Raw genomic sequence first — 25,438 nt, 5'->3', positions numbered from 1 at the left:
CTTGCGACTCGTAAAAATAAAAACTACACTGTAGTTATGACCATACGATTTGAGTGGGACCCTAAAAAAGCTGCTTCCAATGAGAAGAAGCATGGCGTTTCATTTGAAGAGGCGCGCACAGTCTTCTTTGATGAAAACGCGAAACTGATCGATGACCCTGATCACTCGGAAGATGAGGATAGATTTGTCCTGCTGGGCATCAGCAGCACGCTGCGCGTCATGGTTGTCTGTCATTGCTACCGTGAGCAAGGCAATTTGATTCGAATCATTTCTGCCCGAAAAGCTTCAGCCCATGAATCCAAGCAATACCGCTAAGAGGCCAAAGATGCGAAAAGAATACGATTTCACCAAAGCGCGCAAAAACCCTTACGCAGCCCAACTGAAAAAGCAAATCACCATCCGGCTGGATGAAGACTCGATTGGCTACTTCAAAGGCATTTCCGAGCAAGTTGGAATTCCCTATCAAAGCCTGATTAATCTTTACTTGCGTGACTGCGCTGCACACAACAGAAAACTGGACCTGAGTTGGAAGTGATGGGACTGATCAGTCAGCACTCTTATTTTTGAATTCAGTGCTTGTATACGAATTTCACTCCAACAACACGCGCCCAATGGGTCAAGGAAAACCTGGGTGTTGAGCTGCCTTCAGGTTTCCCTGAAGAAGCCTATCCCGGTTACCTTGCACCTGTTGTCGTCAAGAGTCGGCAATCCGAACGTGTCGCCTGTGGTTTGACCAGGTTCGGTTTGATACCAGGGTGGCCAAGGACGACAAAATCAGTTGGCACACGTATAACGCACGCAGCGAGACCGACGCAGAAAAACCCAGTTACTGGACCGCGTGGCGGCAGCGACAGCCTTGACTGGTGCAGGTCGATAACTTCTACAATCCAAATTCTGGGTCTAGCAAAGCGGTTCGTCGGAGGATTCAGCTTATCTAGCCGTCAATCGATATAAGCAGCCATTTCAGATATTTACACATTGGCAGCTTCGAGCGCCCATCGCATTGAATTGCCAACAATTAGCTGCCAAGTTGCATCTAATCGCTCTACGTCCGACGGTTATGGCCCCACCTTTGACTCAAGAAGCAGCAAGACTGCTAAGATATTTGCTATGCGCTTGATAATGACATTTGTTATTGCATTGCTTCTACCGTTGCAATCCTTGTATGCGGTTTCTGCCATGCCTTGCGGAGTAAAGGGGAAAGTCAGCCATACACCTGTTGCTATGGATGATCGCGTCCCTGCCCTCAGTTCCGACTTAGCCACTCATCACGCAAAACACCATACCTTGGACTTGGTCGATTTGGTTGCCACAGATGAAAGCAACTCTCTCATAACGTCTAACTGCTTGGCTCATGAATCGAATATTTTTGATGGATGTTGTCATTTAGTTGTTTCGTTGCCAGTTCAATCGGTTTCGCTGGCTATGCTGGCACCTTCAAACGTTTTGCATGGTGCTCCCGTGATGACATCAATGCCTCACACGACTAACGGTCCTTTCCGGCCGCCACGTACGTTGCCCGCCTGACCTCAGCGGGCACGCCAGTTCAAATCACTGATCTGAAATGCCGCAGTGCATGCGAACGTGACGCTTGCGCTGGGCCAAAGCATTCGACGTCTTCAAAAGTTTTTGACGATGCCGAGTTGGCCGCAATCCTCACGGAAAAATCCTGTGAGAACCCATGCGTTCTATATTTCTTCTCGCTTTTGCCTCTGCGGGTGTATTGGCTCAGCCCGGATTTGTTCCGACATCCGAAGCAATAGCAGCGAATCGCAATGAAGCGGTACCAGCATTGGCGGATCTGCATCAGCGGGCCTTGACCTTAACCCGTCTAGACCAAGTTAACGCAGCGCGTGATGCAGAATTGGATGCGAAGGTCATGGCAAATCAGGCCTTGTTTCCCAACGCTCCAAGTCTCGGTTTTGACGTACGCCGTGACTTACCTTCTGGAGTTGCTCTCCCTGGTACAACGCGTGCAAATGAACTTGGCCGTAATGAAATCGAACCGGGTCTATCCGTACCTCTTTGGTTACCAGGACAACGTGAAGCTCAGCGTCGTGTCTTACTCCAGGAGCGAGCGCTGCTAAATGCTGAGCTGCGTCTGAAAAGGTTGAGGGTAGCCGGACAAGTTCGCGAAGCGGCGTGGGCATTTGAAATCGCCGCTACTCAATTGCGTCTAAAACAGATTCAACTGGACAGCGCACGCGCACTTGAAGCTGATGTGAAGCAAAGGGTACAAGCAGGCGACCTCGCACCTGTCGATCTTTCCTTGGCACTTTCTAATACGCTCGCAGCAGAGTCTGGTTTGCTGGATTCGCAAGGTCAGTTGGCCTCTGCATCCGTGGATCTCAAGAGTTTGACGGGCAGTGTCCAAGTCGGCTCCTTGCATGAAAAGTCCACCGAATTGACCAATTTGGTGTCACATCCGGCTTTGCAGATGGCCCGCGAGGCTGTCTCAACTGAACAAAGCCGCTTGGAATTGGCTATGCGCACCCGGCGAGACAGTCCAACGATTTCCGCAGTGGCACGATTTGACCGTGATATCGCGGGTGCACCGTATCGCAACACGTTTCGTATTGGGATGAATTTCCCGCTCGATACCGAAGCCCGTAATGCGCCACGTTTAGCTGCAGCGGCAGCGACCTTGACCGAGTCAGAGGTGGCGCTTCAACAACGAGTACGCGATTTGGATGCTGAAGTTCAGCGAGCTCGCATCGTCTTGACCAGTAACCAAGCTATGACCCAGACCCAAGCAGCCAGGTCAATTGCAGCAACTCACGTAAAAGAAGTTATTGAGCGCGCCTTTCGTGCCGGTGAACGCAGCCTTGCCGAATTGCTCAGGGTGCGAAGCTTGGCCTTTGAAGCTGAACTTGCACTACAGGCAGCACGCAACCAAGTTGGGTTGGCGCAAGCTCGCCTTAACCAAGCACTAGGACTCGAACCATGAATATCAAGTCAACAAAGCATTCAGTTTTACATACTCTTGTAATTGCCATTCTCTTTGCCGCCTTCAAAGTGAGCGCTCATGAGGGCCATGACCGAACAAGCGATAAAACTAAAGCGCCCGAAGTTTCCATCGTCGCTAGTGTTGGTGCAGCAAAGGGTGTATCTGCCACCGCGCTGGATGTCTCGTCAGTTGCACGATCGGTCTCTACAAATGCTCCACGTTTTGTTGCCAGTAGCCCCGATTTTGAATTGGTCGGATTAGTGGAGGGCAACAAGCTCACCCTTTGGCTTGACGATGTCAAAACCAACATACCGGTTGTGAGCGGATCCATCGAAATCGAGATTGGTGAGACCAAGCTGCAACCGCAACTGGCTGGTGAGGTTTGGGTGGCCACACTTCCTGTTGATTTTGTACCTGAGATGCTCCCCATCACAGCGACTGTGTCTACCAGGGGCACAACAGATTTGTTGGCTGGAGAGTTTGTACAGACTGATTTTGAAGTGGTCACGCCATCTGCATCTGAGGTACAGAGTTTCCCCTGGCTATTGGCCTTAGCAGGATTGATTGCATTTTTTTCGCTAGGCGCTGCACTTCGTCGGCGTCTGGGCCGTTTTAGTTTTTGAGAATCAAGGACAAACATGAAAAAGACTTTTTCGCATCGCCCGCGTCACTTGGCGGTAATGATTGCTTGCACGCTTGTTTGGGCTCCTTCATTGTCTCAAGCTCACGAGGGCCATGACCATGGGCCAGCACAAACAACGGTAGTGAACGCCTATTCTCCTCAGAGGCTTCCAGATGGCGCTATTTTTCTTCCCAAGTCCTCGCAGCGACAACTGCGTATACGTACGCAAGAAGTGCTGCAACAGAAATCTAGTCGTTCGATTGAGCTACCTGGTTTGATTGCAATGGATCCGAACGCAGGCGGTCGTATTCAGGCCACAGTTGCTGGACGCATTGAGCCGGGTTCAAGGGGATTGCCAACCCTTGGTCAGGTAGTTCAGAAGGGACAGGTCCTGGCCTCTGTGCTTCCGTCCATGTCGCCATCTGACCGTGCATCTCTAGGCTCGCAACTTGCTGAATTGCGAAGTATGCAAACATTGGCCACACAGCGTGTTGAACGCCTACGCACTTTGGCCGAGTCAGTACCTCGAAAAGAAATCGAGGCGGCCGAGGCGGAGTTAACCAGTTTGACGGGGCGCTTGGCATCTTGGCAAGCTGCAGGTACCGCTGAGCCACTGGTGTCACCTATTTCGGGCGTTGTTGCATCTTCAAGAGTGGTCTCTGGACAAGTGGTAGACGCTCGAGAACTGGTATTCGAAATCATCGACCCGCGAAGATTATTGGTTGAGGTCACCGCACCAGGCGCGGGGTTGGGAGCGCCGATCGAGTCCGCCTCGGTGTTGGTCGGAAATCTAGCTGTACCGTTGACCTTTTTGGGGGCGGGTAGAGTGCTTCGTGATCAGGCGCTTCCCTTGCAATTTCGTGGACAGGGTGCTCACCTATCGCAGCTTGCGGTGGGTCAACCTGTGGCCGTGACTGTGAAGTTAAAGACCGATGTGCAGGGCGTACCTCTGCCTGCAGCTGCATTGGTTCGTTCATCAGCTAATGAGCCTCTGGTTTGGATCAAGTCTACTGCTGAAAAATTCGAACCGCGTCGTGTCTTGGTTCAGCCACTGGATGCTGCGCATGTGTTGGTTACCCGAGGTTTGGAGGGCGGTGAATTGGTCGTCACCGATGGTGCGCCTTTGATCAATCAAGTTCGCTGATAGCACGGAGGCAACATGTTTAAATGGATCCTCGATGCCAGTCTGCGTAACCGTGTACTGGTCATGGCAATGGCCATCGTGCTGCTTCTTTGGGGTGGTTGGCAGACCAGTCGTACACCGGTGGACGTTTTTCCGGACCTGAATAAACTAACGGTGACCTTGATGGTCGAAGCCGGGGGGATGGCCCCGGAAGAAGTTGAGCAACTCATCAGCTACCCTCTAGAAACTGCGATGAATGGGCTGCCTGGCGTGGAGGTCGTGCGGTCTATGTCGGCGGCTGGCCTGTCTATTCTTTACGTCACGTTTGGCTGGGATACTGACATTTACAAGGCCCGACAATTTGTCAGCGAGCGGCTGGTTTCGCTGGAGACGGCCTTGCCTGCGGGTATTACGCCTAAATTAGGACCGGTTAGTTCGATCATGGGCGAGATCTTGTTGATTGCTCTGCCCATTGATGTAGCTAAAACCACGCCGATGGCAGTTCGCGAGTTTGCCGATTGGGTGCTGCGTCCACGTTTGATGTCAATTCCCGGTGTTTCGCAAGTAATCCCAATCGGTGGAGAAGTCAGACAGTTTCAGGTTCTGCCGGATACCCGTCGCATGGCAGAGTTGGGCATTACGCTTGAAGCTCTGCAACGTGCTTTATCGGCTTTTGCAGCCAATACTTCGGGTGGATTTTTGGCGATCAATGGGCGCGAAGTGTTGATCCGGCACATGGGCCGAACGGCCAAACTGGAGGACTTGCGGTCAATTGCTGTAGGGACAGGATCGGTCAGCGGTCAAAGTATTGTGTTGTCGCAAGTAGCTGATGTTGGTTTCGGACCTGCAATTCGACGAGGTGATGCGGGTCTGGATGGTGCACCTGCGGTAGTTTTATCTGTTCAAAAGCAGCCCGCAGCAGACACGGTAACTTTGACACGGGCTGTTGAAGCTGCACTCGCAGAATCCGCGCAGTCTTTACCGGACGGCATCTCGACACCACAGGTTACCTTCCGCCAAGCTGATTTCATTGAAGCGTCGATTGGTAATTTGCAGATAAAGCTTTTGGCCGCCGGTGCAGTGGTTGCGGCTGTGGTGTTTGCCTTTTTGGGTAACTTTCGTATGACGGTTATCTCACTGACAGCGATTCCATTATCCATTCTCACGGCCATTCTCGTATTCCGTGCCTTGGATATTTCAATCAACACGATGACACTAGGTGGAATTGCCATTGCTATTGGAGAGCTCGTAGACGACGCGATTGTTGACCTCGAAAATATAGTGAGGCGACTACGAGCCAATTCGCTTCTTCACCAACCGCGACCAGTTTTGAAAGTCATTCGCGATGCCAGCCAAGAAGTGCGAGGTGCAGTCATCTGGTCCACGGTAGTGGTTGCATTGGTTTTTGTGCCGCTTTTCGCTCTGCCAGGCATCGAAGGGCGACTGTTTGTACCTCTTGGAATCGCCTATATAGCCGCGATACTTGCCAGTCTCTTGGTTGCGGTCACAGTCACACCGGTGCTGGCTTATTTTTTCATTGGCCGTCGGCTAGACCGTTTGCCACATGAAGAGCCTCGAATGGTAAGAGCCCTAAAGGCCCGTTATGTGTCACTGCTCCAATATGCCCTTGATCGGCCAATCCTGACCTTGAGTTCTGCGGTTATTGGTGTGGTGATTGCATTGCTACTGGTACCAACTTTTCCTCAAACTTTCTTACCGCCTTTTAATGAAGGATCGGCAGTGGTCAGTCTTAGGCTCAATCCAGGTGTGACGCTAGATCAATCAACCCGTATGGGATCGGCAGCAGAGATTGCGCTCAAAGCCGTGCCTGAGGTTGAACACGTCGCGCGGCGGTCGGGACGCGCCGAGCTGGATGAGCATGCCGAAGGTGTGCATGTGTCAGAGTTAGACGTTAGATTACGCCGAAGCGACCGATCATTGGACGCGATTTACACGGATATGCGAGCGGCTCTAGTTCCATTGCCAGTGGCCGTGAGCATTGGACAACCCATCTCGCACCGATTGGATCACTTGCTTTCAGGTGTACGAGCGCAGATCGCAATCCGTATTGTGGGGGATGACCTAGACACGCTTCGATCACAGGCTGCCGCTTTGCGCTTGCGTCTGGCCTCAATACCCGGATTAGCTGACTTGGAGATCGAAAAGCAAGTTTTGGCACCACAGGTCAGAGTACGCATTGATCACGCGGCTGTTGCGCGCTATGGAATGTCATCTTCTCAATTGTTGGTTGAGTTGCAGGCCCTTGTAGAAGGGGCCCGCTTGACCCAAGTCGTGGAGGGCAGTCGCCGTTTTGACTTAGTGATGCGGTTGCCGGAATCTGCCCGTAGTCCGCAGGGTCTAGCGCAAGTGCTGATTGATACGCCTCGTGGTCGTGTGCCACTTTCGCAGCTGGCAAGCATTGAAGAGGGCGACGGTCCAAATCAGATCGCCAGGGACAATGGTCGCCGCCGGATTGTCATTTCTGCCAACGCGCAGGGTCGTGCACTTAGCGATGTGGTTGCTGATATCCGTGCCGTTGTTGCCGAAAGTCGACTGCCCGAGGGCTACTCAATCTCATTGGGTGGCCAGTTCCAGGCACAAGAGGAGGCCAGCCGGTTGATTGCGATACTGGCCACAGGTTCGGCATTACTCGTGTTTCTGGTGCTGTATTCACGCTACCAGTCCTCGGTACTGGCCTTGCTGGTCATGTCGAATGTGCCGTTGGCTTTAGTTGGTAGCGTTGTTGGCCTCAAGCTGTCTGGCCAACCCCTTTCAGTGGCTGCGCTTGTAGGCTTTGTGACTCTGGCTGGAATCGCCACACGCAATGGCATTTTGAAAATCAGTCACTGGATTCATCTAATGCGGACCGAGGGCGAACCATTTAGTCGTGAGTTGGTGATACGAGGCTCTATTGAGCGATTGGTTCCGGTATTGATGACAGCATTGACAGCTGCTTTGGCATTGTCACCCCTGTTGTTTGAGGCGGAGCAGCCTGGAACGGAGATTTTGCATCCGGTTGCTGTCATCATATTTTCGGGGCTCATTAGCTCAACCCTGCTAGATGCATTTGTCACGCCAGTTTTGTTTGCTCGATATGGTAGAAAGCCGTCGGAAAAATTGCGCAACGCCGAGGAGGGGCCATGATGCGCATGCGTTACTCTTGTTGAGTCGTTATTCAGCCCCCTTTTCAATCTTCATTGAGGAACTTTTCATGAAAAATAACCAAGAGAATTTAATTCGACGCTTTTCGCTGGTGGCTTTGATGACTGCCTGCATGATTGCCCCTAGCGCTGCTCTTGCGCACGCCGATCATGGAAAACCTATGTACGGAGGTGTGGTTGCAGAGGCAGGCTCATTTCAAGGTGAGTTGGTCGTCAAGGCGATGACCCTAACTCTTCACATCACCATTCATGGGGAACCTGTTGTCATGGACGGAGGCTCTGCCAAGGCGGTTGTACTAAATGGAAACAACAGAACAGAACTGACATTTACCCCCGTTAGCTCCAACAGTTTGTCGGCCACTGTTACCAGTGCATTACCGAAGGGGAGCAAAGCAGTCGTCACTGTGAAATTGCCCAATGGCCGTTCAGGTGCCTTGCGGTTTACGCTTCCGTGATCTGACCAAAGAAGCATTTAAGAATTGTTGAAGCTCATGCCAAACAGAGCCTTAATCTACTTTTCGCAATAAATGATTGAATGTCTGATTTCGGTCGGATTAGGCTAGAGAAGTGACTCATTCGATCGTCGCATGCCGCTGCATTCGAGAATATCGATTCCAGCATAACGATAAACCTCTTCTGGTCGGGATTGTCTGTACACCCAGCACCAGACCGATCATTCATGTACGCTTAATCACGGATCGCATGCGCGACATGTCGAGTGACCGGTATTTCAATTACAGCGGTCGTAGGAGCTACTCCCGCTTGAATGACCGGTAGTAATCATCGCAACTATGACGTCCACTTAACGCGAGTGACTCCAACCAGCCTAAAGCGGACTAGCAGTCGGAGATGACTTGTTTTGCCTACAAGTACTCTTTTGACAGGTAAGTCGTGTACTTGATTTGCTGTATGAATACACAGTATATTGCAGGTATGCAAACAACCGAAATTTCTCACCCTCAGCCCGTCTCCGTGTCCGACACCAAGGTCTGGCTAGAGATGTGTTCTTGGACAGTCCGTGCCGGTTTTCCTTCACCTGCGGCCGATCACACGCGCAAACGACTTGATCTGAACGAACTCCTGATCCGCAACAAAGAGGCGACCTTTATTTTTAGGGTCAAGGGTGACTCGATGAATGGCATCGGCATCTACGAGGGAGATGAGCTGTTGGTGGATCGCTCTATCGAAGCCAAGCACGGCAACATCGTGTTGGCCGTGCTGAACGACGAATACACCGTCAAGCGTTTGCATCGCCGTGGGGGTGTGGTCAAGCTGATTGCTGAAAATCCGTTGTTTCCACCCATCGTGGTCAAGGACGGTGAGGAGTTGGTGATCTGGGGTGTGGTCACGCGCAACCTTCACAAGTTGTATTGACGCCATGTTGCCGAAGAGCCAGCAGGCCTTGGCGCTTGTGCATTGCAATAACTTTTACGTGTCGTGCGAGCGGATCTTCCGCCCAGATCTGGCGCGTGTGCCGATGGTCATTTTGTCCAATAACGATGGCTGCGTAGTTTCTCGCTCGAACGAAGCTAAGGCCTTGGGCATCAAGATGGGTCAACCTTGGTTTGAGTGCAAGGAGTTAGCCGAGGAGCATGGCATCTTGGCCATGAGCAGCAACTATGCGCTTTACGCTGACATGTCCAACCGAGTAATGACCATATTGAGTGACTTCTCGCCGCAGTGCGAGGTTTACTCGATCGATGAAAACTTTGTTGATTTGACGGGTATGCCAAAGATCAGAGAGGTCAGCTACGCCATGCGTGAACGTGTGGGCATGTGGACAGGTATGCCTGTTTGCGTAGGCATTGGGCCAACCAAGACCTTGGCCAAGTTGGCCAACCATGTGGCAAAAAAGCATCCCAGGTCCAAAGGCGTTTTCAACTACAACGCACTGACCAATGTGCAGAAAACCAATTTGCTTCAACACCTACCTGTGGAGGATGTTTGGGGTGTAGGGCGTAAATTAACTAAGCGCTTGGCCAGCTTCGGAGTGACCAACGCCTTGGATCTGCGCGAAGCCCACATACCAACGTTGCGGGCGGAGTTTGGTGTCGTCATGGAGAAAACCCAGCGGGAGTTGCAAGAGACTCCTTGCATCAAGTTGGAAGAGGTGCCAGCGGACAAGAAGCAAATCGTCTCAAGCCGCTCCTTTGGCAGCATGGTCACCGAGTTGCCTGTTTTGAAAGATGCGCTGTCAACGTTTGTGGCCAATGCCTGCGCGAAATTGCGCGCTCAAAAAAGCCATGCCTCTGTAATTCAGGTGTTTTTAGGGACCAACCGATTTCGCAAAGAATTACCCCAATACGCACCTTGCTTGGCGGTGCCATTGCCATACCCCACCAACGACTCATTGGAAGTGAACAGGTGGGCCGCCTTTTTGTGCGAGCGAATGTTCAAGCCTGACTACCAGTACAAAAGAGCTGGGATCATGTTGAGCGAAATCAGTCCCGTTACGCACAGCCAAGGCGATTTGCTGGAAGCAGTGCATGCCGACAAACACAAGCTTATGGAAGCACTGGACAACTTGAATGCACGCTATGGGCGAGGTGCTGTCAAGGTGTCAACTCAAGGCGCTTACTCAGGTTGGCAGATGAAGCAGGAGCGTAAATCTCCGAACTACACGACCAGTTGGGATGATGTGCCGCTTGTTTGATGTACTTTCATTTAACCAAAGAAGCAGCCGTAGTGGTCTGACTCAATGACATCTAGTGCATCGACCAGATCATTGACCTCGAACATGGGTTCATACGCGTGCCATTTACCGCTTGCTCGCATCCAGAAGATTTTCCAGAAACCGGTCACTTTGACGAACCGAAACCTGGCTATAGGCTGACGGGTTACTTCGCCGGGAGTCCCCCTCCAAGCAGGTCTCACTTCTAAAATCGTCACGGCCTGACCGTCGATTTCGTAGTCGTAATCAACGGATTGCTTGAGGTGAGCGGGAACGCGAGCGAGGCACCAATCGCCAACGACCTGGTCGATTTCCCCGATGTCTTCAATGCTGAGTGCCATGAAACGCTTATCTTCCGCGATTCAAACAGTTGGAATGTTTGGTGTGGGCTTAGCTGATTCAAGCTCGCGCTTTTTGATCAATTCGGCTGCAGTGATTCGTACAGGCTTGCCGTCAACCGACACGATGATGGCTGTGTTGGTCTTGATGGCAAGGTCCTCAGCAGATTTTGCCGCGCGATGGATAGCGGCATAGGAGCCAGCCAAATCCGGATCTTTTGAGTTACGAATGTCCTTGGGGTCAAACATCAAATATTTCGAATAGAGGATCGGGATTCATACTGGTCGAGCATCTGCGATGACAGTTTGAAGAAATTTTTCAGGTAGCGCTGCTGGTGTCAGCACATCCACTTGAACACCCAACAAGTTGCGAAGCTTGTATCGAATAGCACCCAGGTCAAAGAGTGTTGTGTCTTCAGTAGTGTCCACGAGGATGTCGAGATCGCTTTCCTCGGTGTCCGATCCGTGAACCACAGAACCGAAAACGCGGGCATTCGAAGTCCTATGGGAGAGGACAATCTCGCGAATTTCGTTACGGTGAGCAGCTAGTGCGTCGGATGGTTTCATGGGCTGTATTTTTATCGTGTATTCAATTTTACGATCAACCCCTGTTTTTGCCAATCTGAGCAGCTTGGAGCCTTATCCTTCTTGGCTCTTAGGCGTTGGCCCTGCCTGGACGCTGTGAAATCCGTACATGGCCCAGAGCAGCCAACGAGCGTCTTGCGCATTGGGCGCCCGGATTTCCGTGGCAATGACCTGCGTTCTTCCGTTAACCTTGACCCTGACTGATGCTTTGTATGTGCGCATCAAGTACTTATTCCTATCAAAAAACACCTGTCCATCTGACTGATTGGCATAAGACTTGATCCAAGCAAGGAGCTGCATGCCTGCGGCATTGGGTGGCTGCGCCACTTCAAGATGCCATTTGGATCAGGTGATATTTCAATTGAATGATTGAAATTACTATATGTCTGTGACTTTTTCACTTATTGCCGAAATCTATGAAAAAGCGCTAAATACATAGGAAATCCGAGATTTCTCACATCAAGGAGTCGGCACCCTGTGATCAAAATCACCGTTCATGAGTCAGTCGAAGAGGCTTTGCACAAAGCCTTTCCTCGGCCTGCTGCTTCGGCTAAAAAAGCATTGGCCAAGTATGTCGCTGTGGTTGAGTCCATGCTGTTCGATGCCTTGCAACACGGCCAAACACCCGAACAACTCAAGCTGAACTTGTACGCGGTCTCTTTGGATCAATTGGCCAATAAGGGTGGCCAAATTGGTTCAAAAAAGATTCGCCTTCACAAATGGTTACGCGACAACAACCTGGAGCTTTTGGAAACGGTGGTGCCCGGCAGTAAATTCACTGGCCAGTACTCACAGGTCAAACTGTCACCCTTGATCACAATGCAGAACACTTTGTCCGTACCTCCCGGATCATTGGCGACGGCAACCACGGATGAGGAAATTGATGCGTACCTCAGTGGTGATCCAGTAGCCAACAAGGCATTGTTTGATCACCTGTACCCTGAATACGGACAGGTTTGGCAAGACGAAAAACTCGCTGAGCTTTTCCATTGGGTGCCGGTTGACATCGAATCCGTCAAGGCCTACCTGTACTGGGTGGAGATGGAATCTTTGCACATCAAGGGCGCTCAAAAAGACACTATTCTTCGTCAAGCCCTGACGATCATTAACGTTGCCACCCTCACCAAGGGCTATTACGTGCAGCGGGTCAAACCAAGTCAGTTTGGGCGCACGTACTACGAAGGCACCAGTGTTCAAAACGTCAACAAGGACTTGAGAAGGGCCATGTTGGGTAATTGCTGGGAGTACGACATTCGCAGCAGTGTGGTGGCTTGGAAGATGGGGTATGCCAGAAGCTTGCTTTGCGATTCGGGATTTGATCTTGATTTGCGCAAGCATTTCCCAGCCACTTTGCTGTACCTGGAAGACAAGGCTGACTTGATGGCCACGATCAGGTATTTCACCTTTGGCGACACGAGTCCAGTGCCCAAAGACCTGCAGCCTGTCTTGCTCAAGCAAGCGTTTACCGCCATCAGCTTCGGCGCACGACAAACCGCCAATGGCTGGTTGGATGCTTCGGGCAATTGGACCAATCCAGCCCTGGTCGACATCTTAAAAAATGGAGACGATAGAAAGCGATTTTTAGCCGACAAGACCGTGAAGCTTTTTATTAAAGAACAAAACGCTTTGGACGACTACCTGTACGAGCTCGTTAAAAAGCACCGCCCAGATTTGCTTCAAGAAAGCTTCCTGCAAACCGACAGTGGCAGGCCCAGCAAACCCAAGGTTATGGCTTACCTTTACCAGCACGGCGAAACACAGGTCATGGACATCGTCAGGCGCGTAGCATTGACAAAGGGTCACACACCGATTGCCAATGTTCACGACGCCATCTTCTTCAAGCGTCGTTTGGGCGTTGATTTCAAGACCGAGATTGAAATGCAGATGCGCGAGCAAACGGGCAACCCTTATTGGCATTTGACCCCTAAGCAGTTAGAGCGTTACAAACCGCATTCCTTGAACGCTGCTGCCGAGGAAAGCGAGCATAAGAAAAGAATCGAGCAAGAGGAAGCTTTGGCCAAAGGATACAAATCGGTGTTTCCCAACATCTTGATTGGCTGAGGCTGCGAGTGGTGTCCTTCCAGACTGTCGGGTTACCAATGATTCGGTTGCTCAGAGCTATGGTTTGACAATAAATTTGTTATTCCTGCAACACACAAGGAGTAGCAAATGTCAGGTCTCAATGCATTGAAATTCATCGCCAGCAAGCGTCAGCAGGACACTAGCCCAGCGCATGCCAGACGGCAAAAGCTCAGCGCCAAGCTGCATGAGCAGATTCAAATGGCAAAAGCCGTTCAGTCAGGTAGTGAATTTGTACCGGTCAAGGTTCGCACAGTCAGGGATGACGCCACAGGCGAAATGCGACGAGTTGAAATTCCCAAGCGGTTGAAACCATGGTGGTGGTCTGGAGATAACGGCAAGCTATGCATCACCGTCCGTTATGGCGCACGAACTTTGGATGTGGTCGAAGGAAAGAACGCCATCGAGACTGACACCATCGCAGGCGTTATCACCACGCTTGAAGTTTTGCGTGCTGCTGTGGATGCCGGAGAGCTGGATGCTCGCATTGAAGCAGTCAGTGGTTTGGTCAAGGCTGCATTTGGCAAGGAGGAGGGCGCTGTCAAAAAGGGCAAGTTGAAGCTGCCACTTAAAGCTGCCTCACAAGCGATCACTGCTTAAAGCAATGGCCGACACCTTGATTCATCTTGGTGTCGGCTTTCTTTTGGCTAGATCGATTTGATTGGCGCAATGGGTTTTACGGTGCCAATGGGCTTGGTTGTTTTTGCTGTGGGAGCCTTAGGCTTGGTCAATAACTGCAGGGCTTTTTGAGCCCGCTGTGTCTTTTGTCGTTCCCGTTCCTGTTGAACAGCAGTGGTTGCGCGTTCCCGCGTAGCGCGAAGTTGGTCCAGCTTCAATTGCTCTGGAGTCTTGGGTTTGACGAGTTCGTTGATCCGCATATTTTTATTTATGAGCAGATCGAAATTGAGGGGACGAGATGTCGATTTTTTTGCTAAATAAATATAGAGAAAGGAGAGCAACTATGCGATTTAATGAAATAGCCAATGCGGACGATCAACTTGCTCTTTGGCGATTGATATCAGACAACGTTTGGTCTGCTGTGATGGCACAGGCCAAGGAGCAGGCCAGGCTCAAGGCGCAGGCTGCAGCCACCCCAAAGCCCAAGAGGATCAAGCCTAAAAAGATTGTTCCGAAAAAGCCACCAGCCCCCAAGCCGAAACCGCCAGCCCCCAAGCTACCCCCACCGAAAAGTCCGGTACCCCAGCAGGCAAGGGTAGTGACCCCCAGCAGGCCCCCACCACTGCCCAGTTCACAACCAGTGCTGAGGCCAACCCATTCAAGTAGCTTCAGCCAGGCTGATGCCTATGGATTGCAGCAACAAACGATGGGGCCAGGCCAGGGTAACTTGCCACGATAAACCGTCAAAAGACTCGAAAACGCGTGGCTTTGGCCCCGAATTCGGCTGTTTTAAAAATCTATGGCCATGGGGATGACAGGCATAGCAAAAATGGTTTCTGCATACCCACGGGCAATGTCTGTTGGCTCTATGGGGTATTCATCAACCCAGGCATCTAGCAGCGCATAAAACAAGCGTAACGCGGCTAATTTGAGAGCCGGTATCGACACGGATCCAAGGCCTACATGAGAGGTGTTGTAGCGCTTAGTTTGGGTAGAAAATTTCATGGGTTTTCTGTCCAGATCGTCCTAAGAATTCGTCTAAATCCGGTTGTCCATCTGCGTCTTTGACAGTAAATTTGTTGGGTGCAAATTGACTATTTTTGAGCATGAGTGACGGCCACTTTGAGATTGTTAAATCAACTCCAGACGCTGTCTTGCGGCGGTTGGTTCGGGTGAGGGGTGTTGACTTCGATGAGGCTTTTGTTGCTGAGCTGATTGGCAACTATTTCATCCGCAAAGAACTGCATGCCGAACCTAAAATTTCCGATGCCATGGCGATTTACCTCCATGAAAGTGATGCCAGCGATGGACGAAAATTCAAGGGCGATGTCTTGCATGTTTTCAGGCGCTTCTCGTCCTTGGTCGGTGATTTGCACCTGTGTGATTTGCGTTATGTGCATGCATGCATCTTTCGTGACCATTTGCTGAGTTTGGGTTTGAAACCCGTGACGGTCCGCAAGCAAACGGCGATCTTGAACGCCATGCTCAATGTGGCATTCAAATGTCTGGACATAGACAGACTAAGCCCATTCCGTGCTCTGAAAATTTCCGGCGAAGATGAGCGCAGGCCAATGCCTGTGATTACCCATGACTTGTTGCTGGCAGTCAAACAAAAGTTGATGACGCGTTTCAAGCCCTACAAGTTCATTGGGCTGATCCAGTTGAATACGGGCTTGCGACTGTCTGAACCTGTATACGCCCGTGTAGAGGATTGTGTTTTTAATCACCCGATTCCGCACATTTGGATCCGCAAAAATTCACTCTCCAATCGAAAGAACAAGAGCAGTATTCGTGCGGTACCGTTGGTAGGTGTGTCGCTGTTTGCGGCCAAGCGACTGGTGGAGATGGCCAAGTGCGAAGGCAGTGAATGGCTGGTGCCGCAGTATGCCCACTACCATGGCAGTAACAGTTGCTCGGCGATCATGAACAAGTATCTGGCCGAACTAGAGTTCAGAAGTCACATGTTCCGCCATGCCCTGATCGACAGGATGAAAGCCTGTAACGATATTCCCACGCGTTTGGCCGAGAGCATCACAGGTCACTCTAGTGGTGGATCTGAGTTCAACAACTACGGCACAGTGGGCTACACGCTTGAGCAAAAGCTTGAGGTGCTGAATCGTATTGCCGTTTAAAGGATTCAGCCGTTCAAGTGTTGTTTTGCTGAATGGTGATGGCATCTGGATGGCAGGCAACCAAGAACGCCATCATTTCAGTTGCGTCTTTTGTCGTATAAAACCGCACCATCTTTTCGTTAAAGTCTTGAGCCTTAGCCGCTGGGATACTGATTGCATCGATGCCGGCGGACATCAAAACGCCATTCATCATGAAGCGGGATGTGCGTTTGTTACCGTCAAAAAAGAATTGCTGCAAGGCTCCGAATAGGAAAAATGCAGCCGCTTTTTCAAAAGCATTTTCGACATCTTTTTCAAGCGCTTGGATTCCACCAGAAAACACCCGATTTAACTCTGGTGCTCCAGCCAAAGTGGGTAGCGGTGTGTAACGACCCTCGGGGCCCAAGCCGACATCTGGTGTGTAGTTGGTTTCTGGACCTTCGCCGCGAAAGTGACCCCATTCCAGAGCTTCATTTTTGGCAACAAGCCCATGCAGTTCTGTGAATAAACTTTTGTTAAGCACGAATTTTCCTGCTTTAACAAGAGCCAAAAGCTGTTTGGAGCTTTCCGCCAAGTTCAACACCTGCTCTTGATCTGAAATTTTTCGGCCCCCGACTGTCACGCCTTCCAGCAAAGTTTTGACTTCAGGAAAAGTAAAGGGGTTCCCTTCGAGCACGGATGCATCCCACACATAGGTTGTCAGCATGCGATGAAAATGAAATGTCACGCGCTCCAGCGAATGGGTTGGCACACCATGAGGGATTTTTTCACGATCCCAGTGAAAGCCCAAGGCGGCGAATAAGTCCAACATTTTTATCTTTCTCCTCGTGGATGCTTGTTCTTTACAAACATGTGCAGGCATCAGTCTGGTGATTTTGATCGGGCTCTTTGAATCGGCGATCTGGTTTTATTTGTGCGAGTTTTTTTTGCGGCCGATTGCGCGTTTTTTTCTGGCACCCAGTGTTCATGATCAGGCGTAATGGTGGCTGTTCTGATGATCCAGACACCTTTGGCGGGTGATTCCACAAGGACTTGCCTTCCTGCGAACTCTTTGCCCAAGGAGATCTGTCCGCTGGCACCAATGGATTTAACCATTTTGTTGTCCGCTGCAGGGTGAGCCATGGTGTGATCCTTTTTTCATGCATTCATGCTGCATGATAGTTTCGCACCCGCCCTTAGTCAACCTGCGCAGATGGCAAATGATGATTTGCATCTCTTTTCAATTCAGACAGTTCTGCGTAAATCGCGCTTTGCAGATCGCTGTCAATTGGAATCAGGAAGTCTCTCAACAACATTTCAGCATGTCGATCAAGCTCGACGGATAGGTTTTCCGCTGCCCAGCTGATGAAAATCGCCCAGATGGGTGCTCCAGAGCCAGCAGCCTTCATGTGCTTTGTGATCAACCACTCCATGTAGTTGGCTTGGTTTTTTCGGAGGCATGCGGCAAGCGCAGATCTGAATCTCGTGTGCGTAAGTGCTATCTGGTTGAAGCTTGTCAGTAATTCATTAATTGGGTTGTTTGCGTTGGTCTTATTGGCCAGGATGGCTTTCAGCTCATCTGATGTGCCCTGCGGTTTTTTGACCGTGTGCGTACTTTGCGGCGGTTTATTGGGGGTACTGACGATGTCCTTGAATTTTTGGACGAATGTTTTGACGGGCTTTGAATCGGAGGACGACTCTTGTTTCCTGAGAAACGCCGGTATCTCAATGTCATCCATGCCTGCGTTTGCCATCCCATCAACTCGGGCGGTAGCATGGGTCCTATTGGAGCGCCACATGGCCGGAACAGACTGGCTCATGTTTATATGGGATTCAGCTATGAATGGTGCGTTGTCACAGCCAGATCGCAAGACTTGAAGCGAAGGGGCTTTTCTTCTATACGCAGCAACTCCGTTACCACTCCATCCGGCAGCCAGCATAGGCTTCACCTGGTGCAACTCCGGCAAGTCGTTTGCTTTTTCGTTTTCAGCTCTTTCGTGAACAAGAATTAAATTGGTTTCGCTGGTGACCAATTGATATTCGACAGCGAGACGCTCTCGCTCTTTTGCTTCAGTCATGTCGTTTAGGCGCAAGGCGACTGCGATGCGTGAGAGGTCTTGGCTGTTGTCCCAAACGACAGGGCAGGGCGTTGGACTGCCGTTGGGATAAATGGTCTGCACCATCTGCAGTCCATCCAGCAAGCTGTCATGCGTTTGTATTTGTGTCCAAGACATCAAGGCTTGACCAGCAGCTGCGTGTCCCGCTGGCTTGGATTGCCAGACGATGGGTGCCTCGCAAGACACTTCTTGTTCGATAGCCTGTGTTTGCCGAATTCGGTGAAGTAGACGCTCCACGGCTTTTTGCATGTTTTCACGGGGAGTGACCATTTCACAAGCGCCGCCAGTCACATCTGCCATGTCTTTGAGCAGGCTTTCTGATGGAGCTGAACCCACACCCACGGCATAGATGCGTTGCCCAGATGCTCGAACTCTGGCGATGGTTTCTTCAATGTTCCAAACCTCGCCGTCGGTGATCAGCAAAATCACCGCATTTTTGGATTCTTCTGGGGATCCACTTTCGATGGCGATGACCTTTTTCAGCGCGTCATCAATCTCTGTGCCGCCCAGATCAGCATTTAGCCGACGCGACGCTGCTTTTAACAGTTGTCGGTGGATTAATGTGCAGGGTTTGAGTTCTGGGTGGTCATGCTCGACGCTGCTGCCAAACCTGGTGAACGAAACTTGGTCCGAATTGTTCAGTTGTCCGAACAGCCAGTTGAGGCAGTCTCTGGCTTGCTCGATGCTGTCGCCCTGCATAGAGCCAGAGCAATCGACCAGCACTTTGATTAAGACTGGGTGATTTTTTGCAGAGCTTTCCGGACGGTACATAGCGCCTGTCAGCACTGTGGCCTCTCCAGGGCGAACAGGATCTTGTGCTGCGACGGCAAAGTTCATGTCACCAAGCCGGTCGATGACCAATACAAAGTCCCGATCCAACCAAGCCGCACCTTCTAACTTGAAGGCGCACTGATTGTCTTGACGGTTAAGCTGAATTTTATGGCTTGGGCTGTAAACCGTGCCTTTGCTCAGATTTTCAGACAACTCAAGGCTCAGAAATAGCCGCTGCTCAGCTTGTGGATCTGCGAATGCTTGTTGGTGTGGCTTCAAGCCCTCCGCTGAAGCATCGCCGTACCTTGGCGCTATGGTCGTGGGCAAGCTGAATCGAATCGCGCCATCTTCGGCTTTCAGGATTTGGGCGTAGTCAAGTTCAATGACCACTTCATCCCCCGTCTGGATGTTGCCGATGTTGGCTGTGTACAGGTCCTTACCGGAGCGCTCCAACATGACGGGCAAGTCACCGCTGTCGATCGCTGCTTCGTATTGAGCCTCTGCCACTTTCTTAGGTTTGACTGTTCCTGCAAGGCTTTTGCCATTCAGTTCTACCCGCATGCCGAGCAGAACGCTTTGCCAACCCAGAGGGAAGGTGTAAACGCATTCAACGTTGTCATCTGACCAGTTCTTGTAGACCTGGCGAATCTTGATCTGGGCCACTAAGCCATTGAGGCGTCCTGTCACATGGGCTGAGACCAACCCAATGTTGGCGTCCATGTCCTTGGCGTGCAGTCCCATTTGTTTGTTATTCGCTTGCATTGATTTCTTCCCAGGTGGAGAGGACGGAACGGACAAATAGGCGGAGTTTTTCAGGCGAGAGTCCCGCCATTTGCGGTTCTATGTGCAGTTCAACGCCGGGGGCGATGAATACCTTGCTAATGACTGAGATGTCACCCGCAGCCTTTGAAGAGGGAAGGGGCGTTGTGATTCCGTTGATCAGTTGCTTGATGCGTTCCAGCGGTGTGCCCTGATCGGCCATGGCTCGAACCTGCAGCACCTGATCCAAGTGCTTTTGGGTGTAGCGGGCATGTTTTCGATCGCCCTCATGACGATCAACCAGTCCAAGCTGGATGTAGTAACGGATCGTTCTCAGCGGCAAATCGGTCAGCGCGCTGAGTTGGTCCAGGGTAAAAGTGGTGTCCATGTTTTCTATCATACAGTAAAACTGTCAAATAGAACTGTCATTTAAAATCACCAACCTTGTACGTACCTGAGCCACAATCAAAGCATGGCAAATTCAACTGCAAAAACTATCTATTACCTGCCGGGCTATGGCGGTCAACTGGCCTCAGGATTGGGCAGGGCGTTGATGGATCGAGGGTTTGATGTGGCTGGACGAGAAACACGAGGCGACTTTCGTTTGTTGCCGTTTGATGAACAAATCGCCACGGTAGGTCAGGACCTTAAAGACCACTTTTGGCATGAAGATGCCCAGGTGATCTGCAACTCCTTTGGTGCGTATCTTTTCTTGCATGCACAAACTCAGCTGCCATCTTTTCCGGGTCGAGTGCTGTTGTTGTCCCCCATCGTGGGTGAGTTCACAAATGCTGAGGCGCGCACCAGTTTTTCTCCCCCGAGGCCGACAAGACTGAAGGACTTGGCTGAGGCCGGCCAGTTCAAGGTTCCGCGCCAATGCGAGATGCATGTTGGGGAAGAAGATTGGCAAAGCATTCCTGCCAACGTTCAGGCTTTGGGACTACTCACTGGAATCACTGCAACCGTGGTGCCCGGTGGTGGTCATGACTTGGGCAGAGACTATGTCGGGCCGCTTCTGGATCAGTGGCTTGTTTGACGACAGCCAGTTCAAATGAGTTAGCAGCTCGTCGGAAAAGTTCGATACACGCCGGGTTCTCCAAATTTCAGAAAATCCGCAAAGCTATTACGTTTTTCAATACGGGAAGGTGCAAGGTTTTGTTTGAATTTTTCAGGGGATGAGCCATTGCCATGTGTCGGCGCTTAGGCGCGCTCGACGATGTGCGCCATGGCCCAATTCCAACCAGTCCATCTGGAGTACCTGGGCATTCAACAAGGCGAAGTGATGGTCGCCACTCAGATTTTGCGCGACTTACGGTCTACGCTGGCTCGTCCAAGTTCTTTCCAGATTTGCTGGCGAATATCCTGCGATTTTTCTAAGCCGTGCTTCATGTAACTGAACCCGGTCAGTTAGCGCACCAAGGGCCTAACAGTGGTGAAACCACCGTCCACTGCAATGACCTGGCCCGTCAGCCGGGCGGCACCGTCTCCCAGTAAAAAAGCCATGACATCAGCGACTTGCTCAGCAGTTTGAATACCGCCCAAAGGGTACTGGCGTGCGGCACCCTCTCGCATTGCTGCCATCTTAAGCATGTTGGCCGTCATAGGTGTCTCGGTGAGACCAGGTGCCACTGCATTGATGCGTAGCCCTTGGGCGGCGTAAGTCGCCGCAGCGCTACGTACCAGAGCCTCAACTCCTCCTTTAGCTGCGGCAATTGCTTCGTGGTTGGCCACACCAATCCGAGCCACCACGGAGCTTGCCATCACGGCAGCGCCGGGGCCGCCCTGAAGCGCGGTAACCCAAGCTTGGAACATGAATACAGCACTATCGAGATTGATGCGCATGACCTCGCGGTAGGCCTGCACACTGGTGCGATGCAGAGGCGCAATCAAAGTGCTGCCCACGCAATGTGCCAGCAGTGATGGCGCAGCGCCCAACGACTTTTGGCAGGTGGCGATTGCTTGTTCTGCGCCCTCCGGCGTGGTGATGTCTGCAGCAATGCGAAGTGCCGCATCAACGTCGGTCAAACGGTCTATGTCACGCCCAACGACTGCAACTCGAAGGCCTTGGCTATGGAGTTGATTTGCGAGGGCCCTGCCAATGCCGCCACTTGCGCCTGTAATGAGAACGATGGATGTCATGGGCTACCTTGAAAAACTGTAGTGAAAAAAATAAGTAATTGCTTAACGGAAAGCTGCAGGCTTTGTCGAGGGGTGTCAGTCCCAGTGCAATGCCCAGCGCTGAATCGTTGGCCGCCACCTTAAAAATAACCGGTACATCCGCTCCATCACCCAGCCAGCTCCCGGCAAGCGTCCGATCATGGCCAGCCAGCGCCAACCGGGCAGGGCGGCCCACAAGGCCAAAAATGCCTGAGCTCCGCTGAGCAGTTGACCATCGCGGCCTTGCACATGAAACCGCGCCAGTAACTGTTCTCGTGTTGTACCGGCTGGCAGTGGTACAGCCGCGTTGCTGATGTCGGCAAAGCTCACCGTCGAGCCTGGTTGCAGCGGTTGCAGGTCACGGTAGACAGCAATTTCGCGCCTGCATAGCGGGCACGCGCCGTCGTAGAGCACGGTCAGTGATCCATTGCACTGGCTTGAGTTGATCTGATTCGTATTGTTCATAGTCTGGTTTACATGGGTACTTGGCGCAGGCGCTTGGCCGGGAAAGTATCAAGCACTGTCATTGAGCTACGCCGACTTCACCACGGCGAATTGCATCGGCACGAAGCGTCACAGCTTGCTTTTGGCTGTCAGTCATGCGCACCACGTTCTTGACCTGCAAAGCCATCCGGGGGTTTTTGGCGAGCAGTGTTTCGTGCCGCATCAAAAAATCCCAGTACAGCGTGGTGTAAGGACAGGCTCTTTCACCCTCTCGCAGCGCGGGGTCGTAGCGGCAACCTTTGCAAGGCCCACCCATGCGCTGGATGTACTTGCCTGTAGCAACATAGGGCTTGCTTGCCATGAGGCCGCCGTCGCCGTACTGGCTCATCCCCAAGGTGTTGGGCAATTCTACCCATTCAACTGCGTCCACATAGACCGACAGGTACCAAGCGTGCACCTGCTGAGGCCGCACCCCAAGGAGCAGTGCATAAAGACCTGTGACCATCAGGCGCTGTATGTGGTGTGCATAGCCGTGTTCAAGGGTCTGCGTGATGGCATCGCGCAAGCAAGCCATGTCTGTCTGACCAGTCCAAAACCAGCTGGGTAACTCTTCCTCGGCATTCAGGGCATTGCGCTCGATGTAGCTGGGCATTTGCATCCAGTAAATACCGCGCACGTATTCCCGCCATCCTAGGATCTGGCGGATAAATCCCTCAGCGCTTTGAAGCGGCGCATGGCCAGACCGGTAAGCCGCTTCCACCGCTTGAACCACCTCGTGCGCACTGAGCAGCTTGAGGTTCATGGCAGAAGACAAGTGGGAGTGATAAAGCCAGGGCTCACCAGGCCATAAGGCGTCTTCGTACCGACCAAAAAGAGGCAAACGCTCGTCAATAAAGCGCTGTAATGCTTTTAAGGCTTGACTGCGCGTAACTGGCCAAGCAAAGCTATCGAGCGTGCCGGGGTGGTCGGCAAAGCGGGTGTTTACCAGTGCAATGACCTCTTGCGTGAGGGCATCGGGTTCAAAGGTCACGCGGGCCGGTACCGGGCCGGGGCCTTGAGGACCGAAGGCTTCGCGGTTGTCGGCATCAAAATTCCACTGGCCTCCTGCGGGCTTGCCGTCGTCCATCAGGATGTTGTAGCGTTGCCGCAGCTCGCGGTAAAAGTACTCCAGCCGCAGCGACTTTCGCCCATTGGCATGCGCTGCAAACTCGCTTACTGTCGTAAAGAAGTGGCGGTCTTCGCAGACTTCAAGCTTCAGCCCAGCTGCTTCGACTGCAGCCTCGATTTGCTGGAACACCCGCCAATCACCCGGCGCAGTCATTACCACGCGCTGTGGGTTTAGTTTGGTTAAATCAGCCTGCAGCTTGGCTCCAAGGCTGTCCAAACTGGCGACAGGGCCGGTATCGTCGAGCCGGTGGTAGTAAAGCGGTCGGCCCGCATTGCGCAGTGCTTGTGCAAAGTGACGCATGGCGCTCAAAAACAAGCTGATGCGCTGCTTGCTTGACCAGACATGGGTGGACTCTTCGTGGGCTTCGGCCATCCACACTGCGTCGTGTGTGGCATCAAATCCGTCGAAGGCTGCTGCTTCCAAGTCGAGCTGATCTCCCAGCACCAAAATCAGATGTCTTACATGGTGCATGGCGGCTTTCAATGTTCGTAATTGTCGTGGGGAGTGCGCGAGAAGGTGGCGATGTAGTTGACCTTTGTGTCCTTGCACCAAGAGGCTTTGTGGACAACAGGCAAATAGCGCATGCCGCGCAGGTTGTTCATGTGTAATTTCGAGGGAGCCAAAGCAGACCGCAACTCTTCGGGACGCACAAACATGGACCACTGGTGGGTGCCGCGCGGAAGAACTCGCAGCAGGTATTCAGCGCCAACGATCGCCACTGCAAAACTCTTGAAAGTACGATCAATGGTGGAGACAAAGAGGATGCCGCCTGGTGTGAGGCGATCAGCGGCAGCAGCCAAAAATGCGGGCACGTCACTCACGTGTTCGACGACCTCAAGCGCGAGCACCACGTCAAAACGCTCGTGTGGGGACAGTACCTCGGCAGGTTCGCCGAGCCGATAATCAACTGTGACGTTTTGAGACTCAGCGTGCAGGCGAGCAGCAGCGACGTTACCCGGTGAAGCATCCACGCCAACAACATTGGCTCCGTAGCGAGCCAGCGCTTCCGACATCAACCCGCCGCCGCATCCCACATCCAAAATTCGTAGCCCTGTTAGCGCATTGGCAGTGTCCAGGCCCAAATGCGAGGTGATTTGTTCGACTACGTAGTCAAGCCTTAGGGCGTTAACAACGTGCAGGGGCCGCATGGGTCCACGGCAGTCCCACCAAGTAGCACTCAGGCGGTTAAAGCGTTCGATTTCTGCTGCGATGGCGGTCATGTGTGCATAACTCAAATGTGGCGGATCAAGGTCACCGCAGCTTTTGAGCCTGCGCCCACCATGGCACACCAAGCGCGCAGCATCCAGCCTGACTGACTGAAGCCCCGAGAAGCAGCCGCCGCCTCATCGCGGTGAGCTACCTCGTCAGCTTGGCAATCGAGTAGGGTTTGGCGCAGGTTACGAAGTTCAATCTGCCGGGCCAGAGCAAGAATCTGCTCCTCGTAGTGGTGATTGACAAAGGTCTCGACTGCTTCGATCGTGGCGTAGACCGCCTTGGGGCCGAACAACGCAGGCAGGGCGCCAGTGAGAAACCCCGCCACTTGCCAAAGCGGCAGCAAGCGACTGTGTTGAGCTACAGGCAACCAGCCTGAGATAAGACGCAGGTGATTTTGCTCTGTGGCCAGGTGATGTTCTGCGAAGGCGCGCAACACCGGGTCGCGGGCGAAACGGAGCACACCTTGATAAATACAGACGGCACCAACTTCGCCAGCGTGGTCGGTTCGCAAATGAGCGTACACCCACGCGGGAAGTATGTCCCCAGGAGTGAGGTGTAAGCGGCTTGCGTAAA

At 52.1% G+C, this 25,438-nt stretch carries 27 protein-coding genes; 13 read left to right on the top strand and 14 right to left on the bottom strand.

Annotated features, from left to right (window positions below; genetic code table 11):
* The first annotated feature begins 36 nt into the window (after positions 1 to 36).
* The 9 genes from B472_RS02795 (at position 37) to B472_RS02755 (ending at position 10,506) form a co-directional block, all read left to right on the top strand.
* Positions 37 to 315: a BrnT family toxin gene (locus B472_RS02795; protein WP_019425224.1), complete on the top strand. Its 279-nt coding sequence runs from the start codon at positions 37 to 39 to the stop codon at positions 313 to 315.
* A gap of 10 nt (positions 316 to 325) precedes the next feature.
* Entirely contained in the window at positions 326 to 535 is a 210-nt protein-coding gene (locus tag B472_RS02790) for a BrnA antitoxin family protein (RefSeq protein WP_019425223.1), read from the top strand.
* Positions 536 to 1,681: 1,146 nt separating this feature from the next.
* Positions 1,682 to 2,947: a TolC family protein gene (locus B472_RS02785; protein ID WP_081504894.1), complete on the top strand. Its 1,266-nt coding sequence runs from the start codon at positions 1,682 to 1,684 to the stop codon at positions 2,945 to 2,947.
* Positions 2,944 to 3,570 carry a hypothetical protein gene (locus tag B472_RS16900; protein WP_133176053.1) on the top strand — a complete coding sequence of 209 codons (627 nt, stop codon included), beginning with the start codon at positions 2,944 to 2,946 and terminating at the stop codon, positions 3,568 to 3,570. The genes B472_RS02785 and B472_RS16900 overlap by 4 nt, the downstream gene beginning before the upstream one ends.
* A 15-nt stretch (positions 3,571 to 3,585) precedes the next feature.
* On the top strand, positions 3,586 to 4,713 hold the full coding sequence (locus B472_RS02775) for an efflux RND transporter periplasmic adaptor subunit (protein ID WP_081504893.1): 1,128 nt from the start codon (positions 3,586 to 3,588) through the stop codon (positions 4,711 to 4,713).
* 15 nt (positions 4,714 to 4,728) lie between these two features.
* A complete protein-coding gene (locus B472_RS02770) occupies positions 4,729 to 7,836 on the top strand; it encodes an efflux RND transporter permease subunit (protein WP_019425218.1) in 3,108 nt (1,035 codons plus the stop codon).
* A 67-nt stretch (positions 7,837 to 7,903) separates the two neighbouring features.
* Positions 7,904 to 8,308, top strand: coding sequence for a hypothetical protein (locus tag B472_RS02765; RefSeq protein ID WP_019425217.1), 405 nt, complete (start codon positions 7,904 to 7,906; stop codon positions 8,306 to 8,308).
* A 454-nt stretch (positions 8,309 to 8,762) separates the two neighbouring features.
* Positions 8,763 to 9,227: a LexA family transcriptional regulator gene (locus tag B472_RS02760; RefSeq protein WP_238147370.1), complete on the top strand. Its 465-nt coding sequence runs from the start codon at positions 8,763 to 8,765 to the stop codon at positions 9,225 to 9,227.
* Positions 9,228 to 9,231: 4 nt separating this feature from the next.
* Positions 9,232 to 10,506 (top strand): Y-family DNA polymerase, encoded by a 1,275-nt coding sequence (locus tag B472_RS02755; RefSeq protein ID WP_019425215.1) that lies wholly within the window; start codon positions 9,232 to 9,234, stop codon positions 10,504 to 10,506.
* Positions 10,507 to 10,517: 11 nt separating this feature from the next.
* On the opposite strand, the gene B472_RS02750 is transcribed toward B472_RS02755, so the two are convergent.
* The 3 genes from B472_RS02750 to B472_RS02740 are packed head-to-tail and all read right to left on the bottom strand — an operon-like array spanning position 10,518 to position 11,429.
* Positions 10,518 to 10,865 carry a DUF3024 domain-containing protein gene (locus tag B472_RS02750; protein WP_019425214.1) on the bottom strand — a complete coding sequence of 116 codons (348 nt, stop codon included), beginning with the start codon at positions 10,863 to 10,865 and terminating at the stop codon, positions 10,518 to 10,520.
* A 21-nt stretch (positions 10,866 to 10,886) separates the two neighbouring features.
* Positions 10,887 to 11,111, bottom strand: a complete 225-nt coding sequence (locus tag B472_RS02745) for a hypothetical protein (RefSeq protein WP_019425213.1) — start codon at positions 11,109 to 11,111, stop codon at positions 10,887 to 10,889.
* A 27-nt stretch (positions 11,112 to 11,138) separates the two neighbouring features.
* On the bottom strand, positions 11,139 to 11,429 hold the full coding sequence (locus tag B472_RS02740) for a nucleotidyltransferase family protein (RefSeq protein ID WP_019425212.1): 291 nt from the start codon (positions 11,427 to 11,429) through the stop codon (positions 11,139 to 11,141).
* A gap of 678 nt (positions 11,430 to 12,107) precedes the next feature.
* Between B472_RS02740 and B472_RS02730 the strand changes: the two genes are divergently transcribed.
* Together B472_RS02730 and B472_RS02725 are read left to right on the top strand one after the other, a co-directional pair.
* On the top strand, positions 12,108 to 13,508 hold the full coding sequence (locus tag B472_RS02730) for a hypothetical protein (RefSeq protein WP_133176052.1): 1,401 nt from the start codon (positions 12,108 to 12,110) through the stop codon (positions 13,506 to 13,508).
* Between the two features lie 108 nt (positions 13,509 to 13,616).
* Entirely contained in the window at positions 13,617 to 14,126 is a 510-nt protein-coding gene (locus B472_RS02725; RefSeq protein WP_019425209.1) for a DUF6641 family protein, read from the top strand.
* Positions 14,127 to 14,173: 47 nt separating this feature from the next.
* On the opposite strand, the gene B472_RS02720 is transcribed toward B472_RS02725, so the two are convergent.
* Together B472_RS02720 and B472_RS02710 are read right to left on the bottom strand one after the other, a co-directional pair.
* Positions 14,174 to 14,485 (bottom strand): hypothetical protein, encoded by a 312-nt coding sequence (locus tag B472_RS02720; protein ID WP_026039173.1) that lies wholly within the window; start codon positions 14,483 to 14,485, stop codon positions 14,174 to 14,176.
* A 448-nt stretch (positions 14,486 to 14,933) separates the two neighbouring features.
* On the bottom strand, positions 14,934 to 15,149 hold the full coding sequence (locus B472_RS02710; protein WP_019425206.1) for a hypothetical protein: 216 nt from the start codon (positions 15,147 to 15,149) through the stop codon (positions 14,934 to 14,936).
* 101 nt (positions 15,150 to 15,250) lie between these two features.
* Between B472_RS02710 and B472_RS02705 the strand changes: the two genes are divergently transcribed.
* Positions 15,251 to 16,276, top strand: coding sequence for a tyrosine-type recombinase/integrase (locus B472_RS02705; RefSeq protein WP_026039172.1), 1,026 nt, complete (start codon positions 15,251 to 15,253; stop codon positions 16,274 to 16,276).
* A gap of 13 nt (positions 16,277 to 16,289) precedes the next feature.
* On the opposite strand, the gene B472_RS02700 is transcribed toward B472_RS02705, so the two are convergent.
* Genes B472_RS02700 through B472_RS02690 form a run of 4 tightly spaced genes read right to left on the bottom strand, consistent with a single transcriptional unit; the run spans position 16,290 to position 20,269 of the window.
* Positions 16,290 to 17,066, bottom strand: coding sequence for a Fic family protein (locus tag B472_RS02700; protein ID WP_019425204.1), 777 nt, complete (start codon positions 17,064 to 17,066; stop codon positions 16,290 to 16,292).
* Positions 17,067 to 17,116: 50 nt separating this feature from the next.
* A complete protein-coding gene (locus tag B472_RS16895; protein WP_133176051.1) occupies positions 17,117 to 17,377 on the bottom strand; it encodes a hypothetical protein in 261 nt (86 codons plus the stop codon).
* A 53-nt stretch (positions 17,378 to 17,430) separates the two neighbouring features.
* Positions 17,431 to 19,884, bottom strand: a complete 2,454-nt coding sequence (locus tag B472_RS02695; protein WP_019425202.1) for a VIT and VWA domain-containing protein — start codon at positions 19,882 to 19,884, stop codon at positions 17,431 to 17,433.
* Positions 19,871 to 20,269 carry a helix-turn-helix domain-containing protein gene (locus B472_RS02690; protein WP_157951955.1) on the bottom strand — a complete coding sequence of 133 codons (399 nt, stop codon included), beginning with the start codon at positions 20,267 to 20,269 and terminating at the stop codon, positions 19,871 to 19,873. The genes B472_RS02695 and B472_RS02690 overlap by 14 nt, the downstream gene beginning before the upstream one ends.
* Before the next feature lie 84 nt (positions 20,270 to 20,353).
* Here B472_RS02690 and B472_RS16890 point away from each other — a divergent pair, with 84 nt between their 5' ends.
* Complete coding sequence (locus B472_RS16890) at positions 20,354 to 20,917, top strand: hypothetical protein (protein WP_019425200.1); 564 nt, start codon at positions 20,354 to 20,356, stop codon at positions 20,915 to 20,917.
* Between the two features lie 371 nt (positions 20,918 to 21,288).
* On the opposite strand, the gene B472_RS02680 is transcribed toward B472_RS16890, so the two are convergent.
* The 5 genes from B472_RS02680 to B472_RS02660 form a co-directional block, all read right to left on the bottom strand.
* A complete protein-coding gene (locus tag B472_RS02680; RefSeq protein WP_019425199.1) occupies positions 21,289 to 22,020 on the bottom strand; it encodes an SDR family NAD(P)-dependent oxidoreductase in 732 nt (243 codons plus the stop codon).
* A 75-nt stretch (positions 22,021 to 22,095) separates the two neighbouring features.
* Entirely contained in the window at positions 22,096 to 22,503 is a 408-nt protein-coding gene (locus B472_RS02675) for a thiol-disulfide oxidoreductase DCC family protein (protein ID WP_116798562.1), read from the bottom strand.
* Positions 22,504 to 22,561: 58 nt separating this feature from the next.
* Positions 22,562 to 24,121, bottom strand: a complete 1,560-nt coding sequence (locus tag B472_RS02670; protein WP_116798574.1) for a cryptochrome/photolyase family protein — start codon at positions 24,119 to 24,121, stop codon at positions 22,562 to 22,564.
* Between the two features lie 8 nt (positions 24,122 to 24,129).
* Entirely contained in the window at positions 24,130 to 24,870 is a 741-nt protein-coding gene (ubiG, locus tag B472_RS02665; protein ID WP_050995396.1) for a bifunctional 2-polyprenyl-6-hydroxyphenol methylase/3-demethylubiquinol 3-O-methyltransferase UbiG, read from the bottom strand.
* Positions 24,871 to 24,881: 11 nt separating this feature from the next.
* On the bottom strand, positions 24,882 to 25,388 hold the full coding sequence (locus B472_RS02660; RefSeq protein WP_255418399.1) for a demethoxyubiquinone hydroxylase family protein: 507 nt from the start codon (positions 25,386 to 25,388) through the stop codon (positions 24,882 to 24,884).
* Positions 25,389 to 25,438: the final 50 nt, after the last annotated feature.

The sequence above is a fragment of the Limnohabitans sp. Rim28 genome (genome assembly GCF_000293865.2).
Taxonomy (GTDB): domain Bacteria; phylum Pseudomonadota; class Gammaproteobacteria; order Burkholderiales; family Burkholderiaceae_C; genus Limnohabitans_A.
This window is presented reverse-complemented; position numbering and strand designations above follow the sequence as displayed.

Bases quoted from the DNA above. Each gene is read 5' to 3' on its own strand.
- B472_RS02680 (WP_019425199.1), bottom strand. From the start codon at position 22,020: ATGACATCCATCGTTCTCATTACAGGCGCAAGTGGCGGCATTGGCAGG.
- B472_RS16900 (WP_133176053.1), top strand. From the start codon at position 2,944: ATGAATATCAAGTCAACAAAGCATTCAGTTTTACATACTCTTGTAATT.
- ubiG (WP_050995396.1), bottom strand. From the start codon at position 24,870: ATGACCGCCATCGCAGCAGAAATCGAACGCTTTAACCGCCTGAGTGCT.
- B472_RS02785 (WP_081504894.1), top strand. From the start codon at position 1,682: ATGCGTTCTATATTTCTTCTCGCTTTTGCCTCTGCGGGTGTATTGGCT.
- B472_RS02705 (WP_026039172.1), top strand. From the start codon at position 15,251: ATGAGTGACGGCCACTTTGAGATTGTTAAATCAACTCCAGACGCTGTC.
- B472_RS02690 (WP_157951955.1), bottom strand. From the start codon at position 20,269: ATGGACACCACTTTTACCCTGGACCAACTCAGCGCGCTGACCGATTTG.
- B472_RS02770 (WP_019425218.1), top strand. From the start codon at position 4,729: ATGTTTAAATGGATCCTCGATGCCAGTCTGCGTAACCGTGTACTGGTC.
- B472_RS02745 (WP_019425213.1), bottom strand. From the start codon at position 11,111: ATGTTTGACCCCAAGGACATTCGTAACTCAAAAGATCCGGATTTGGCT.
- B472_RS02710 (WP_019425206.1), bottom strand. From the start codon at position 15,149: ATGAAATTTTCTACCCAAACTAAGCGCTACAACACCTCTCATGTAGGC.
- B472_RS02740 (WP_019425212.1), bottom strand. From the start codon at position 11,429: ATGAAACCATCCGACGCACTAGCTGCTCACCGTAACGAAATTCGCGAG.
- B472_RS16890 (WP_019425200.1), top strand. From the start codon at position 20,354: ATGGCAAATTCAACTGCAAAAACTATCTATTACCTGCCGGGCTATGGC.
- B472_RS02695 (WP_019425202.1), bottom strand. From the start codon at position 19,884: ATGCAAGCGAATAACAAACAAATGGGACTGCACGCCAAGGACATGGAC.
- B472_RS02755 (WP_019425215.1), top strand. From the start codon at position 9,232: ATGTTGCCGAAGAGCCAGCAGGCCTTGGCGCTTGTGCATTGCAATAAC.
- B472_RS02750 (WP_019425214.1), bottom strand. From the start codon at position 10,865: ATGGCACTCAGCATTGAAGACATCGGGGAAATCGACCAGGTCGTTGGC.
- B472_RS02760 (WP_238147370.1), top strand. From the start codon at position 8,763: ATGAATACACAGTATATTGCAGGTATGCAAACAACCGAAATTTCTCAC.
- B472_RS02675 (WP_116798562.1), bottom strand. From the start codon at position 22,503: ATGAACAATACGAATCAGATCAACTCAAGCCAGTGCAATGGATCACTG.
- B472_RS02765 (WP_019425217.1), top strand. From the start codon at position 7,904: ATGAAAAATAACCAAGAGAATTTAATTCGACGCTTTTCGCTGGTGGCT.
- B472_RS02700 (WP_019425204.1), bottom strand. From the start codon at position 17,066: ATGTTGGACTTATTCGCCGCCTTGGGCTTTCACTGGGATCGTGAAAAA.
- B472_RS02670 (WP_116798574.1), bottom strand. From the start codon at position 24,121: ATGCACCATGTAAGACATCTGATTTTGGTGCTGGGAGATCAGCTCGAC.
- B472_RS02790 (WP_019425223.1), top strand. From the start codon at position 326: ATGCGAAAAGAATACGATTTCACCAAAGCGCGCAAAAACCCTTACGCA.
- B472_RS02725 (WP_019425209.1), top strand. From the start codon at position 13,617: ATGTCAGGTCTCAATGCATTGAAATTCATCGCCAGCAAGCGTCAGCAG.
- B472_RS02775 (WP_081504893.1), top strand. From the start codon at position 3,586: ATGAAAAAGACTTTTTCGCATCGCCCGCGTCACTTGGCGGTAATGATT.
- B472_RS02795 (WP_019425224.1), top strand. From the start codon at position 37: ATGACCATACGATTTGAGTGGGACCCTAAAAAAGCTGCTTCCAATGAG.
- B472_RS16895 (WP_133176051.1), bottom strand. From the start codon at position 17,377: ATGGCTCACCCTGCAGCGGACAACAAAATGGTTAAATCCATTGGTGCC.